This window comes from Niabella ginsenosidivorans (assembly GCF_001654455.1).
GTDB classification, from domain to species: domain Bacteria; phylum Bacteroidota; class Bacteroidia; order Chitinophagales; family Chitinophagaceae; genus Niabella; species Niabella ginsenosidivorans.
In genome coordinates this window covers 5,525,507-5,539,820 of the sequence record NZ_CP015772.1, presented here as the reverse complement: position 1 = coordinate 5,539,820, position 14,314 = coordinate 5,525,507, and the positions used below count along the sequence as shown (strand labels likewise).

General features: G+C 44.9%; 10 protein-coding genes. 6 read left to right on the top strand and 4 right to left on the bottom strand.

What is annotated here, in order from left to right; translation table 11 throughout:
• The first annotated feature begins 14 nt into the window (after positions 1–14).
• From A8C56_RS23435 to A8C56_RS23420, 4 genes are read left to right on the top strand one after another with little or no spacing between them, the layout of a single operon-like run.
• Positions 15–1,874, top strand: a complete 1,860-nt coding sequence (locus A8C56_RS23435; RefSeq protein WP_067761170.1) for a RagB/SusD family nutrient uptake outer membrane protein — start codon at positions 15–17, stop codon at positions 1,872–1,874.
• A gap of 11 nt (positions 1,875–1,885) precedes the next feature.
• Positions 1,886–3,310 carry a pectate lyase gene (locus A8C56_RS23430; protein ID WP_084490372.1) on the top strand — a complete coding sequence of 475 codons (1,425 nt, stop codon included), beginning with the start codon at positions 1,886–1,888 and terminating at the stop codon, positions 3,308–3,310.
• 5 nt (positions 3,311–3,315) lie between these two features.
• A complete protein-coding gene (locus A8C56_RS23425; RefSeq protein WP_067761169.1) occupies positions 3,316–4,071 on the top strand; it encodes a rhamnogalacturonan acetylesterase in 756 nt (251 codons plus the stop codon).
• 1 nt (position 4,072) lies between these two features.
• On the top strand, positions 4,073–5,089 hold the full coding sequence (locus A8C56_RS23420) for a pectinesterase family protein (RefSeq protein WP_067761166.1): 1,017 nt from the start codon (positions 4,073–4,075) through the stop codon (positions 5,087–5,089).
• A gap of 12 nt (positions 5,090–5,101) precedes the next feature.
• Here A8C56_RS23420 and A8C56_RS23415 read toward each other — a convergent pair whose 3' ends face one another.
• From A8C56_RS23415 to A8C56_RS23400, 4 genes are all read right to left on the bottom strand, one after another.
• On the bottom strand, positions 5,102–7,021 hold the full coding sequence (locus tag A8C56_RS23415; RefSeq protein WP_067761164.1) for a DUF3857 domain-containing transglutaminase family protein: 1,920 nt from the start codon (positions 7,019–7,021) through the stop codon (positions 5,102–5,104).
• Positions 7,018–9,036 carry a transglutaminase domain-containing protein gene (locus A8C56_RS23410; protein WP_067761162.1) on the bottom strand — a complete coding sequence of 673 codons (2,019 nt, stop codon included), beginning with the start codon at positions 9,034–9,036 and terminating at the stop codon, positions 7,018–7,020. Before A8C56_RS23410 ends, A8C56_RS23415 begins: the two co-directional genes overlap by 4 nt.
• A gap of 832 nt (positions 9,037–9,868) precedes the next feature.
• Complete coding sequence (locus A8C56_RS23405) at positions 9,869–11,662, bottom strand: acyl-CoA dehydrogenase family protein (RefSeq protein ID WP_067761160.1); 1,794 nt, start codon at positions 11,660–11,662, stop codon at positions 9,869–9,871.
• Positions 11,663–11,751: 89 nt separating this feature from the next.
• Complete coding sequence (locus tag A8C56_RS23400; RefSeq protein ID WP_067761158.1) at positions 11,752–12,192, bottom strand: MarR family winged helix-turn-helix transcriptional regulator; 441 nt, start codon at positions 12,190–12,192, stop codon at positions 11,752–11,754.
• Positions 12,193–12,254: 62 nt separating this feature from the next.
• Here A8C56_RS23400 and A8C56_RS23395 point away from each other — a divergent pair, with 62 nt between their 5' ends.
• Positions 12,255–13,088, top strand: coding sequence for an alpha/beta fold hydrolase (locus A8C56_RS23395; RefSeq protein ID WP_245645686.1), 834 nt, complete (start codon positions 12,255–12,257; stop codon positions 13,086–13,088).
• A gap of 145 nt (positions 13,089–13,233) precedes the next feature.
• Positions 13,234–14,313 (top strand): glycosyltransferase, encoded by a 1,080-nt coding sequence (locus A8C56_RS23390; protein WP_169818828.1) that lies wholly within the window; start codon positions 13,234–13,236, stop codon positions 14,311–14,313.
• Position 14,314: the final 1 nt, after the last annotated feature.

Sequence of the window (14,314 nt, the reverse complement as noted above, 5' to 3'; positions counted from 1 at the left end):
TAAAAAACAACGAGATGAAACATATTAAAATACATCATTTACTGGCTGCAGGGGCAATAGCTGTGGTTACCCTTCTACCTTCATGCAAAAAATATTTAGACCAGCAGCCCATCACCGCCAATGATCCTGCAAAAGTATTTAATGATGTGCCCGGGGCTTATTCAGCGCTTATTGGCGCTTACAGCCGTCTTATGGGCGACAATGGGTATGGCATCCGGATAAGTTTGTATTTTACAGTGGATAATGATGAAATGCAGGGGCCTACAGGCAATGGTAATGATAACGATCGCAGGGATATCGCCCGTTATCAGTGCACACCGGGTAATGCCCAGATCACCAACCCCTTTTTACAGTTATTCAATGGAATAGAAAACGCAAATATGTGCATCGATTATATTCCTAAAATGGAGTTGTATACCAATGGAACAGATCAGCAAAAAAAACAATTGCAGCGGATGTACGGAGAAGCCCTGACGTTGCGGGCACAATTTTATTTTGAAGCGATCCGTAACTGGGGCGATTTGCCTGCCCACTTTACAGCTGCGCAAAACCAGGCGCTGCAAGATCCTTTCCCCACCAGAACCAGCAGCGATTCGCTTTATGACCGACTCCTGGAGGATCTGAAAACCGCCGAAGATCTTGTTCCCTGGGTAAATGATCTTGGTGCCATAGGCGATTCCAAAGATGAGCGCATTACGAAGGGCACTGTAAAAGGATTAAGGGCGCGTATTGCCCTGTTCAGGGGAGGTTACGCGCTGCGCCCCGCCAGTAAAACAATGGAACGCAGTACGGATTATTTAAAATATTACCAGATTGCAAGAGACGAAACCTATGATATCATTCAATCCGGTCAGCATTCCTTAAATCCCAGCTTTAAATCCTTGTGGAAAGACCAGGTTTGCGCACATGCGGTTTCGGATCCCAATAACGAACTGCTATTCCAGGCTAGCGCATCCGGGTCCGGCAGTGCAGAAGATTCAAAACTGGGCTACTACAACGGCCCCCGTGTTAACGGCAAAGGGAACAGCTCCATCAATCCGCTGCCGACTTATTTCTATTTGTTCGATTCGATGGACCTGAGGAGAGATGTAACGATTGCACCCTATTTTGTTGCTGCCGATGGTATAACAAAAATAGGCCAGGCCATTACAGCCATTAATGACGGAAAATACCGGCGTGACTGGGTTACCAATCCGTCCTTTGATCCAAACGATGCCATACAATACCTCAGCCTTAAATGGCAGCTCCTTCGTTATGCTGACGTTTTACTGATGTTTGCCGAAGCCGAGAACGAGATCAGCAATGGGCCAACCGCAAATGCCTACAATGCTTTAAATTGGGTAAGGCGAAGGGGATTTGGCAAAAATATAAACACCGTAAATGCAGCAGTTGATGTACCGGCAGGACTGAGCAAAACGGACTTTTTTAAATATATTGTAAGAGAACGCGCTTTAGAGCTGGGTGGAGAAGGGATCAGGAAATTTGACCTGATCCGCTGGAACCTGCTGGCCACTGCGCTTACAGAAACAAAAGCCAATCTTTTAACCATGTCAACAAATACAGCCATCGCCAACCCCAGTTATATGGCAGGATACCCGGCTTACTGCCTTACAACAATACTGCCTAAAAACATGTATTATCAAACAACAGCAACAGGAGATGACCATACCATCTGGGCAAACTCCTATTATAATACAGCACCTTCCTCCACACCGGCAGGCACCACTAAAGTCAACTGGTTGACTGCTGCCATTAATACAACAGGCCTTGCCCGGTTTGCAACCGGGTTTACCGTTAATAAATCAGAATTATTGCCCATTCCGCAACCGGCCATTGATGCCAACAAAAATTTAGTACAAAACCCCGGCTATTAACTCAAGAAGAAATGAAAAAACTATTCTTTACCTGTTGTACCGTATTGGCCACAGGATGCAGCGCTCAGAAAACATTGCCGGTAAAAACGGATGCTGCATCAGGAATCATTGCCTTTCCGGGCGCAGAAGGCTTTGGTAAATATACTACAGGCGGGCGTGGTGGTAAGGTATATATTGTTACCAACCTGGATGATGATGGGGAAGGCAGCCTCCGCAAAGCAGTTACAGGCAATAACCCGGCAATCATTGTTTTTGCCGTATCAGGAACCATCCACCTGCAAAGCAGGCTCAACATTAAAGGCAATAAAACCATTGCAGGGCAAACAGCACCGGGCGGCGGCATTTGCCTGGCAGATCAGCCGGTGGTTTTAGCGGGCAACAATATTATTGTGCGGTTCCTGCGCTTCAGGATGGGCGACAGGTACCAGAACAAAGGCAGGACTGATGGGGGTGGTTCGGATGATGCATTTGGGGGTGCCGGTAAAAAGAACATCCTGATTGACCATTGCAGTATGAGCTGGAGTACAGATGAGGTTTGCTCCATCTATAAAAGCGACAGCACTACCCTGCAATGGAACATCATTACCGAGCCATTGAATTATTCCTATCATTTTGAAGAGGGAGATCAGGATTTTGAGCATCATGGCTATGGCGGCATCTGGGGCGGGGCTCATTTCAGTGCACACCATAACCTGTTTGCACATTGTAACAGCCGTAATCCAAGGTTTAACGGAGTAAGATTAGGCGCTACTGCAGAGCTGGCAGACTTTGCCAATAATGTAATTTACAATTGGGGGATCAATACTATTTACGGCGGAGAAGGCGGCCATTACAACATCACAAACAATTATTTTAAATACGGGCCCTCAACAAAGGCTTCTGTAAAATACCGCATTGTAAACCCCAATAAAGTTGCAAAGGACAATATTCCTTTTGGCAGCTATTTTGTAAACGGCAATTATGTTGACGGGGCGGCTGATATAACCCGGGATAATTACAAAGGGATCCGGATGGGCAATGACGGTACAACAACCGATAAGCAGCAGGCTGTAATGGAAAAACCGTTTGATGTAGTGCCGGTTCCTTATCAATCCGCAAACAACGCTTACCAAGCCGTTTTAGATAAGGCCGGGGCCTTTTTACCTGAAAGAGACACGCTGGATCAGCGGATCATTAACGATGTAAAAAACCGTACAGGCCGGTTTATTGATGTTCAGGGAAATTATCCCCATGGAACCCCGTATGAAAAAACAGTTTCGGCATGGCCTGCGCTAAAACAAGGGGTTGTGCCGGCTGATACAGACAAAGACGGCATCCCGGATAGCTGGGAAAAAACGCATGGGCTGAACCCCGGGGATCCCAAAGATGCTGCCCTTTCTACCCTTCATAAAAACTATTCCAATATAGAAGTTTATATTAACAGTCTTGTAAAATAAGCACAATGAAAAATGGCTTGCGGCTTACAGCCCTTTTATTACTGATCCTTTCAGCATCCTTTATTCAAAAAAAGAAGATCACCATTTTTCTTGCAGGCGATTCAACAATGGCAATAAAAGACCCAAAAGCCTATCCTGAAACGGGCTGGGGAATGCCTTTTGCCGGTTTCTGGAATGACGCCGTTACAGTGCATAACTACGCAAAGAACGGGAGAAGCACCCGTTCTTTCCGGCAGGAAGGGTTATGGGACTCAATAATAGCAAGGATCAGCAAAGGTGATTATGTTTTAATACAGTTTGGTCATAATGATGAGGTACCCACCAAAAAAACATATACCACAACTACGGAATTCAGCAATAACCTGGTACAATATATAAAAGAAACCATAAACAAAGGCGCACACCCGGTTTTGCTGACACCGGTAGCAAGAAGGAAATTTGATGCATCAGGGAAAATTGAGGAAACACATAAAGTATATGCCGCTATTGTACGTGCTGTAGCTGCAGAACAAAATGTGCCCCTCATAGACCTGGATCAGCAGTCCCAGCAATTATATCAGCAATTAGGAGTAGAATCATCAAAATTGCTGTTCAATTATCTGCAGCCCGGGGAGCATCCTAATTATCCTGACGGTAAGAAAGATGATACCCATTTTAATGAATTAGGTGCAAGAAAAATAGCAGCAATCGTTTTAAGCCAGATAAGAATTCTGATACCGGAGCTGGCTTCCTATATCAGTAATCAATCCGAAAAAAAATAAAATGAGGCAATTTACACTGATACTGTTAGCGCTTTATTGCATGGGGAGGGGCAATGCCCAAACAGCTAACCCGGAGCAATATAAATATACGTTTACCGTTGCACAGGATGGCAGCGGGGATTATACCCGCATACAGGATGCAATCAATGCCATGCGGGGCTATCCCCTGGCACCGATCACACTTTATATAAAAAACGGCATTTATAAAGAAAAGATTGAGCTGCCTGCAAACAATACCGATGTAACCTTTATAGGGCAGGATGTTGACCGCACCATTATTACTTTCGACGATTATGCCGGCAAAGGAACCATCCGCACATTCACATCTTACACTGCAAAAATATCCGGAAACCGGTTTGTTGCAGAGAACATTACTTTTGAAAATTCAGCCGGACCGGTGGGTCAGGCACTGGCATTATATGTGGATGCGGATAAGACGCTGTTCAGGAACTGCAGGTTCCTTGGCAACCAGGATACCATTTTTAATGGCGGTGAAACAGCCCGCCAGTATTTTGTAAATTGTTATATAGAAGGAACTACCGATTTCATTTTTGGTCCCGCCACCGCTGTTTATAACAACTGTATCATCAAAGCAAAAGCCAATTCTTATATTACAGCAGCAAGCACTAGCCGGGGAAAAAAATACGGGCTCGTATTCATTAAATGCAGGATCATTACAGGCCCAGAAGTTTCCAGGCTCTTTTTGGGAAGACCCTGGAGAGCCTATGCCAAAACAGTGTATCTTAGTTGTGAAATGCCCGCCGCAATTGCTCCGGAAGGCTGGAATAACTGGAACAATCCGGAAAATGAAAAAACCGCCTGTTATGGGGAATATAAAAGTTACGGAGCAGGCGCCAACCCGGTAAACCGCGCTTCCTGGGCAAAAAAGATCACTGTTGCTGAAGCAGGACAATATACCCCGGATGTCATTTTCGCCTCCTGTAATCCTGATTTAGCAGGAGAAAGAACATGGTATAAAAACAGCCCTGCCGTCTTTAAATGGCCGGGGGGCAGGTGAACCGCATCAAGATCATTCCTCACCCTTTACCAGTACCATCCTTGCCCTGTCTGCCTTATAAACAGCATTGTAAAATGTTACCATTTTTTGATAATCACCTGGTGGGAACCTTCCGCTATTCCGGTCATAGCGGCGGATCATTGTAATGATGCCGTCCTTATAGCTATACTGGATGGAATAAGTGCCAAACGCATTATCCATCTGCACCGGTTTGGGCATTGCTTCAACAGAATAACCGGGAGGAATTTTGATGGTAACGGTATCAGCTGTTCTGAAACCATACTCGTATACAATTTCATTCTGCCGCTGCTCATCTTCCGTTAATTTTACACCATGCCTCGACAGAATATTCGGGTTAATAAACAGGCGCTTCCCCGTTACAGAGGCATAATCCTTTGAAACCAGCTGCACTTTCTCAATAACAGCAGGCAGATTATTACTGCCGGCCTCCTTGTATACAAAGGAGCCGATCTCATAGTTGGGCAATGAAAATTCGTTGCGCAACCGCTTTTGCTTCTCTTCATTGGTAAGATCATGAATAACGCTGTGCAGGTCGTCCTGCAGCAGTCCTGTACTGTTGGTAACCACGGATGCGGTTAAATTACCGTTGGCATCCAGCGAGGCATCTATTACACGATGCTGAATATTCTTTGATTGGGAATAAACCGGTGTTCTGACCAGCCGGCTGTTCATATCACTAATCAGCAAAGCTTCCCGGTTGCCTGTAAAGCTGCCCATATAACCCGGCTCTACCGTTTGGCTGGTGCACTCCAGCCATATAGAATCTTTATCTGCCGGAACACAAACCACCGCGTGATTGAACTGGTTGGAGGAAAAATCGCTGACCACATCTTTATCATCAGACCCGCCGATAATTAACGCCACGTATGCTTTTATACCGGCTTCTTTTAAGAGTGCCACCATATAATTGGATAAGGCTTTGCAGTCTCCGTATTTTTTTTCCGCAACATAGGCTGCATCCAGGGGCTGCCAGCCACCTATACCCAGTTGAATGCTGATATACCGGGAATTTTGCTGCATGTAACGGTACAACACCCCCACTTTTTCCCGGTCTGTTTTTATATCTTTTATCAGCTCCTGCACTTTTGCCTTAACAGTTTCAGGAAGAACGTCCCTGCCGACATATAGCATGGAGGTGAACTTACCGAAATTCTGCCAGGTATCCATATTTCCTTTATATCCCCCGATCTCAAAATCAGAAGGGGCTGTTAAAACCCGTGTTACCAGCTGGTTCCATTCCGGCGCATACAATTCCTCTGCCCTGGCAGCAACATTGGTAAGCTGCCAGGTATAGGTCTGGGAGTTTTTATTATCCTTTATTTCCGGTTGCCCGTTATAAAGAAACATTTTGTACCGCAGCTTATAGTTTTTAGGAACATCAAAAACCAGCCGGCTGCTTTCCACAGAAACCCTGGGCCTGCTTTGGGGCATCCATTCGGGAAATGAAAAGATCCCATTCATTTCAAAAGTCACGTCGTATTCTACCGTATACGGGTATTCCCTGCAATAGAAATCATATACCTTATAACGGGCATCTGTGATCAGGGAAGCGCCATCCGTTCCGCTTACATCCTGGATATCCTTTTTCTTCACGGTTTTGATCTTTTTTCCTTCCGCATTATAAAGCACTCCGGAAATTTCATTGATCACGTTAAACTTATCGTACCCCATCACCAGGCCTGCATGCCTGTTACCGGCTTCATTTAAAATAGTATACACATAATGCAGGCGGCAAAAGGCCCTGCCGCTGTTTCTAACAGTAATATATATTTCGTCCAGCCGTTTTATAACATCAGCCTTTTTCAACAGCCCTTCCGGAATGCTGCTGACCGGATATTCTGCTTTCGTTACAGTTGCCGCCAGAACAGCCGTTAACAGTATCCAGAACTTTTTTACAACTATCGTTTTCATTCCTGTTTGATTTTTTTCAAAACAATCTGCTCGCTGTGCTTTTTTGCAACATGACCAAAAAATTCGCGAAGCGTCTGATAATCTTCCGGGGTAAAATCCGTTTTACGGATATCAATTTTACTTTGCAGCATAATTCTTTCAGGAGTAGCAGAAACGATGTATTCAAATACGCCTTCATTGCCATTCAGCATTACCCGTGTTGACTTCGGCAATTCATCTACCTTATAACCTTTCGGCACTTCCATATTCAGCACATAGACTTCGTATATTTTATAAGGCATTTCCACCGGGTATTTTCTTTCTGCGGATGCAAACGGGTTGTTTTTTGTTGCTTCGCTGAACATGGGGTTAAGATAGATAATATCTTCATCGCCCAGGTTCATATCCATTTTGTATTTCACAGAAACAGGGTAATCGTATTGCTTTAAAGAATCAATATGCTTGTTCGAAAATTTCATTGAAAAGGAATACCCCTTTTCGGCATCCTTAAAATAATCATCTTCATCTTTTGAAGCCAGCGTATTCCTTATCTGTGTTGATTCATAATAGCCGGGGGTGGTGCTGTAGGAGCCGGTGAGCCCCTTGCCTTCAGCGTCGTTAACAATAAATATCAGGGTTGATTTCGCCTCTCTTAAAGAATCTGCCTCAAACTGAATATTTTTTGGCGTGGGTGCCACAATAAAGGCTGAACCGTTATAGCATTGTAACGGAAGTTTACCAAAGCCCATCCTGGGCTGCGAGGCATCCAGATAATAGGTCTGCCCATCGATCTGCGCACTACAGATCAAATAATTGTATTTGCTTAGCAAAGGATAAAACGGATGCGCATAACCATGATCCCGGGTACTCAGCAAAACAGGGTCGGCGCCAATGCCCAGTTGCCGCAACATAGCGATCAGCATAAAATTAATTTCAGCTACATTACCGCTTTTTTTTCTGAATACGTCCTTTAAGGTAGTATTATCAGATATATAACAGCCGCTGTTTTGTGTCCGGGTAAAGTTATCTCTTACAAAAGCATAAACGGCCTTAGCCGCTTCAAGGTTGTTACCCGCTCCCATAGTCATTTTTTTTACATCATCACTCAGCCAGTTATTGGGCCTGGTAATGGGTGCTCCAAAATCTTCTTCCTTCAGCAGTTGCTCACTTGTGGTAGCCCAGTTGCCCATAACATCCTTGGCGGGATTATTACCGAACTGGATCCGGGAAAGCTGAAAGTCAATTTTTGCGATATGATTGTCTACCGTGGAAGTAAATGGCTCTTCCTTTATGGCCGGTACATTTACAGCAGACCAGGTATGCTGTGTTTCATATCCAGAAAGTGAGTAGCGTTCTGTAGCCTGTGTACCATTGGATTCTGAAACCGAATAGGATTTGTAATAATCCTTCTTGGTATTTTTTAACGGAAAATAGCCCTGGGATAAGAATACATATTGAAAAAATTCCGGAATACTTACTGCATATTGCGTAAACAAACGGGGGTATTCTCCCTGAAACTCCCAGGGGCGCAGGTTGAACAGGTATTCCGATTCGATCGTATACGTATATTCAATGATGGATCCTTCTTTTAAATTGGGAAAGGTAAATTTCCGGGCGATCCAGTTACGGTTGATCTTTTCCTTAAACACGTTGGAAGATTCCAGCCGGGTCTGCAGCACTGCGCCGTTCTCCAGGTTATAGGTAATGGCTTTTAAATCATTCAGTTTATCCTCCGTGCTGCCGGAGGTATAAAGACCAATGGTGATATTACCGGCTTCAAAACCTTTTTTGTTCAGCACTTTAATGCGCGTGGTGCGTTTATGGATCAGGGAAAACCATCCTTTATTATTTCCTTCAATCCTGGAAGTACCTACGTCTGAAAGTATAACAGCATTAGTGTTAGAGTCAATCACAGGTGCTTTTACATCAAAATCGGCAGCGCTTACTTTTCCGAATTTAGTGCCTTCCTGGGCATTGAGCGTTCCGGTGAATAGGGCTGCGGTCCATAACACCGCAACAAGCAAAGTTATTCTCATAATAGTTAATTAAACGGTACAAAGATAAAATCAGCCGGGAAATATGAAAAAAAAAAATTTGAAAGGCAAAAGCCCGCTCAAACAGTTTATAAATTATAGGAGGAATATATGACTCCGCGACCTGTTTTAATAACTGTTACGGGATAGAGCATCAGCAGGAAAATTTATCCCCTGCGTTTTGGCAAACGTAAATTTTCATTTATACTATTTCAACATTAAAAGAACACTGTCAGCCAGAGGCACTCATAAAAGCGTTGCCTTTAAGCTGATAGGGGATGACAATTTTTTCAATCGTCATCCCGGGCGCAGCCTATGATAGCGGGAGAAGCCGGGGATCTCTGTATTACCAGAGAGATTCCTGATCCTTTTTGTTTGCCCAAAAAGGATCGCAAAAAGGGCAGCCGGTTCCGAAATTTCGGAAGGTTACAGCACAATTCCGGCAGGGCACTACTATCAGCTTTAGAATATAGTGGTGTGTCCCGCCACAATTGACCAACCCGGGAGGGCGGGACGCTCGACTTTAGAATTTCTATGATTAGGCCCAGGCAACTTTACAGCTATCCGAAATTCGGATATTTTGCCCGTCTCCTAAAGGCTAATTACAATTACAGTTACTACACGCTCCCTGATAATATGAGAAAATAGTTGTAGGTACAGCGTAGCCGTTCCGTTCAGGCGGGCATGACCTGATTGTAATCTTGCCCTTCGTCAGGCTGGGTGACTACCTTCATCTGGTGCCATTTAAAAGCCGCAAATAGCGTAAAACGGATGATTTTAAACAGAAGTCCACCCCCTGTCTTGCACCCACTATTCAGAAGATCCTGCAAAATCATTAAAAACAATAATGCCCTGCACTGATCAGCTTATCGGCAATCTGCCGGCGCGCCTCCTTGCTGTTAAAGGGTTGTGCTTTTGTAAAACGCTTCAGCCCCATCAGGATCATGCGTTGCTCGTCGCCTTCCGCAAAACCGTTTATAGCATCTTTTCCGGCCTTATTTACCTGATCAGCTGCATCATACAGGAAAACGCCGGTCATAGCTGTATAGTCAGCAGCTGCGGCGGCTCCTTTGGTTTCGCTGACTTTTATCGTGCGCAGCAGCATACTTTCCGCGTGAAATACAGTAATAGCCATATCGGCAATGTTCATCAGGATCTCCTGCTCATTTTCGATCTTCGTCATTAATTTCTGGGCCGCAGCGCCCGCCACCATCAGGATCGCTTTCTTCAGGTTGGCGATCAGCCTGCGCTCTTCCGAAAAAGGCGCCTCTTTTTCATTACCAAAGTCAGGAATGCTCATTAATTCCTTCTGCACTTCCATTGCCGGGCCCATCAGGTTCAAACGCCCCTGCAGGGCACGTTTCAGAGTCATGTCCAGGATCAGCAAACGGTTGATCTCATTAGTGCCTTCGTAAATCCGGTTTATGCGGCTGTCGCGGTAAGCCCTTGAAATATTATATTCAGCACTGAAGCCGTTACCGCCATGGATCTGTATCCCTTCATCCACTACAAAATCCAGCAGTTCACTTCCAAACACCTTCAACATGGCACATTCTATGGCATATTCTTCCGCGGCGCCCAGCAGCGCTTCGTTAAAAGGTTTTCCATCTGCCAGTAGTTTTTCTTCAAACTGATCGATCCATTTTGCGGTACGGTATAAGGCAGATTCTGCTGCAAACATTCCGATGGCCATATCTGCCAGTTTGTGCTTGATGGCCCCAAAATTGCTGATCGGCTGTTTAAACTGCTCACGGGTCTTTGCATATTCCAGAGCTGTATCAAATGCCTTACGGGCAGCTCCCAATGCAGCCGCGCAAAGCTTCAGGCGACCAATGTTCAGAATATTAAAAGCGATTTTGTGTCCCTTCCCTATTGCTCCCAATATATTCTCTGCCGGCACTTTGGCATCCTGGAAATACAGCTGAACTGTAGACGATCCTTTAATGCCCATTTTTTGCTCTTCAGGTCCCTGTGTAAACCCTTCGGTGCCCCGCTCTACAATAAAACCGGTAAACTGATCTCCGTCTATTTTTGCAAAAATGGTATACACATCGGCAAAACCACCATTGGTGATCCAGCATTTTTGCCCGTTCAGCAAATAAAACTTCCCGTCCTCGCTCAGCCGGGCAGTTGTTTTTGCGCTCAGCGCATCGCTGCCGCTGTTAGGCTCTGTAAGGCCATAGGCGCCTGTCCACTCGCCGGTGATCAGCTTGGGAATATATTTCTGCTTCTGTGCATCATTACCAAAATATAAAATGGGCAGGGTTCCTATTCCGGTATGCGCGGCAATAGCTACCGAGAACGAGTGACCAGCCCCCAGGTATTCGTTTATAATGGTAGCAGTAACAAAGTCTTTTCCCAACCCGCCATACGTTTCCGGGAACGATGTGGCTAGAAGCCCCTGCGCTCCGGCTTTTTGTACCAGCGCTTTCATTAATCCCGGCTCCATGCTGTCAATGCGATCCAGTATCGGCCATACATCCGCCGCCAGGAACTGGGTACAAAGGTCCCGGATCATCAACTGCTCTTCATCAAACTCATTGGCAATAAAAGTCTGAGCCGGGGTTTGCTCTTTCACCAGCCACTCTGCGCCTTTTGTAATGGCTTCGTTGTTTACAGCAGCATTCATTTTGTTATTGTTTTAAAAGTTTTTAATTTTTTTGCAGCTTCAGTATAAAGCCGTTTATATGCCTATACTTCTGTTATTATCTGTCCGGCCTACCGCAGGTTCTCATATACGATCTTCAATACTTCTTTACAGGTCTCGATCTTTTCCTCACTTACACCTTCCAGCGCTTCTTCAACCGTTTCCTCGGCAAAACCATAACAGGTGTCCTGCATTTCCTTGGCTTTATCCGTAAGATAGATCAGGTTCTTACGCCTGTCCGTTTTTGAATGAATCCTTTTTACCATGCCTGCCCGTTCAAGGTTATCCACCAGCCGCGTCATGCTTGGCTTATCCCTGTAAGTGGCCTTGCAAAGATCCTGCTGGCTGATGCCATCTTCCTTCCATAGATGGTACAGCACACTCCACTGTTCAATGGTCAGGTTCAGATCGGCCTGATTGAACTTCTTCTGCAGCCTGCGCGCTATGGCTGTACTGGCTACACCGGTAATAAAGCTGTACAGCTCACTCTTTTTAAATTGGTTGTTTGGCATATAGTTGTTTTGACAACTAACCAAAGTTAGTTTATTTTTCAAAACAATCCTTTATTTTAACGTTGATCATAATCAAAAAATATCTGGAACAAAAAAGCCTGTTATACCAGCAATCTCTGATCAGCTATTGTACCAGCGGTAGCGGCAAGCATCCGGTCATTTGCCTGCATGGATTTAATGAATCGGCGCATTCGTTTGCCGTTTTGCAAAACCCGGCCAATTGTTATACCCTGATTGCTATGGACGCCCCTTTTCACGGCAATACACAATGGAAGCAGGGTCTCCGTTTTACGCCTGTCAATCTCCATGAAATCATACATGCCATTTTAGAAACAGAAGGATTTACTGCAAAAACACCTTTCAGCCTGGTGGGATTCAGCCTGGGCGGAAGACTGGCTCTGGCTTATTACGAAAAATACCCGGTAGCAGTCAAACAACTGCTGTTACTGGCGCCGGATGGTTTAAAATTTAACTGCTGGTACTGGTGCGCCGCTCATACATTTATCGGCAATAAATTATTTGCCTTTACCATGAAGCACCCCCGGTGGTTCATACAACTGGCAGGACTGTTGAACCGGTTGGGTTTTATAAACACGGGCATTAAAAAATTTGTCGCTCATTACCTGGATGATGAAAGAATACGGGAAAGGCTTTATAACGTATGGACCGCCTTTCGTTATTTTAAACCTGGTATTGCGCAAATAAAAAAGAGCATCCTTCTGCATCAAACACCCGCACGCCTCTATTTCGGGAAATATGACACGGTCATTCCCCCCGAAAGGGGTACTGATTTTGTAAAAGGGGCCGGGGCATATGCGCAAACCCATACAGTAGAAGCAGGGCACCGATTGTTACAGAACAAAGAAGTGCAGGCTATTCTAAAGGAAGGCTTTTAATTACTTTTTGTTCTTATTCAGGCCGGTTTACAACTACCATCCAGAACCATTAGTTTTGCTGCCTATGTGGCTGATCGGGATTATATTCATTTTATTGATAGCGTACGGTATCCTCATTCGGTTTTATACAAAAAGCTGGAAGCAGATGCCCGAACAGATTACCGGAAAAGAAGCTATGGATGACGCACCCACCTTTTCCGTGATCATCCCGGCCCGTAATGAAGCCACAACGATCCTCCCTTTGCTGGAATCAATAAAAAAGCAATCCTATCTTTTGGAATACGTTGAAATAATCGTTATTGATGATCATTCGGAAGATCATACGGCAGCACTGGTTCAAAAGTTCAGGGCAGAAAACCAGGGGCGACTTACCGTAAGACTGATCTCTTTAAAAGAGGATGCTCTTAATTCTTATAAGAAAAAAGCGATCGAAACGGGCATTGCCGCTGCAAAAAAGGAGTGGATCGTATGTACAGATGCCGACTGTACCGTACCTGTCCAATGGTTGCAAAGCTATGCGGAACGCATCAGAAAGGCAGGCCCCGTATTTATTGCAGCACCGGTAAGCCTTATTCCAACCCCTACCTCCGTAAAGAAGCACAGGTTACTTTATATTTTCCAGACATTGGATTTCCTTACCCTGCAGGGCATTACAGGCGCCTCTGTATATAAGAATGTACATACCATGTGCAACGGTGCCAATCTTGCTTATAAAAGAGATACATTTTATGAAGTGAATGGATTTAAAGGCATCGACACCATCGCTTCCGGCGATGATATGCTGCTGATGCACAAGATCTGGAAGCGCCATCCCCAAAAAATCCAATACCTTAAATCAAAAGAAGCAATTGTAGAAACAGCTGCCGCTGCTACGTGGAGAGCGTTTATTAACCAGCGTATCCGCTGGGCCAGCAAGGCTACCCGTTATGAGGACAAACGTATTTTCGGTGTGCTGCTTTTGGTATACCTTTTTAACTGCTCCTTTCTGTTATTGCTGGTTATGAGCTTTTTTAATGTGTGCTACTTTTACGCTTTCTTTTGGTTCTGGATTGCCAAAACCTTTACAGAGCTTCCTTTTATAACCAGCGTGGCTTCTTTTTTTGATAAAAGGCAACTGCTGCGTTATTTTTTTATCTTTCAGCCGCTGCATATTGGTTATACCATACTGGCAGGCTTCCTGGGCAGCTTTGGCAAATACGAATGGAAAGGGAGGGTGGTGAAATAGC

Bases quoted from the DNA above. Each gene is read 5' to 3' on its own strand.
- A8C56_RS23410 (WP_067761162.1), bottom strand. From the start codon at position 9,036: ATGAGAATAACTTTGCTTGTTGCGGTGTTATGGACCGCAGCCCTATTC.
- A8C56_RS23390 (WP_169818828.1), top strand. From the start codon at position 13,234: ATGCCCGAACAGATTACCGGAAAAGAAGCTATGGATGACGCACCCACC.
- A8C56_RS23435 (WP_067761170.1), top strand. From the start codon at position 15: ATGAAACATATTAAAATACATCATTTACTGGCTGCAGGGGCAATAGCT.
- A8C56_RS23415 (WP_067761164.1), bottom strand. From the start codon at position 7,021: ATGAAAACGATAGTTGTAAAAAAGTTCTGGATACTGTTAACGGCTGTT.
- A8C56_RS23430 (WP_084490372.1), top strand. From the start codon at position 1,886: ATGAAAAAACTATTCTTTACCTGTTGTACCGTATTGGCCACAGGATGC.
- A8C56_RS23420 (WP_067761166.1), top strand. From the start codon at position 4,073: ATGAGGCAATTTACACTGATACTGTTAGCGCTTTATTGCATGGGGAGG.
- A8C56_RS23405 (WP_067761160.1), bottom strand. From the start codon at position 11,662: ATGAATGCTGCTGTAAACAACGAAGCCATTACAAAAGGCGCAGAGTGG.
- A8C56_RS23425 (WP_067761169.1), top strand. From the start codon at position 3,316: ATGAAAAATGGCTTGCGGCTTACAGCCCTTTTATTACTGATCCTTTCA.
- A8C56_RS23400 (WP_067761158.1), bottom strand. From the start codon at position 12,192: ATGCCAAACAACCAATTTAAAAAGAGTGAGCTGTACAGCTTTATTACC.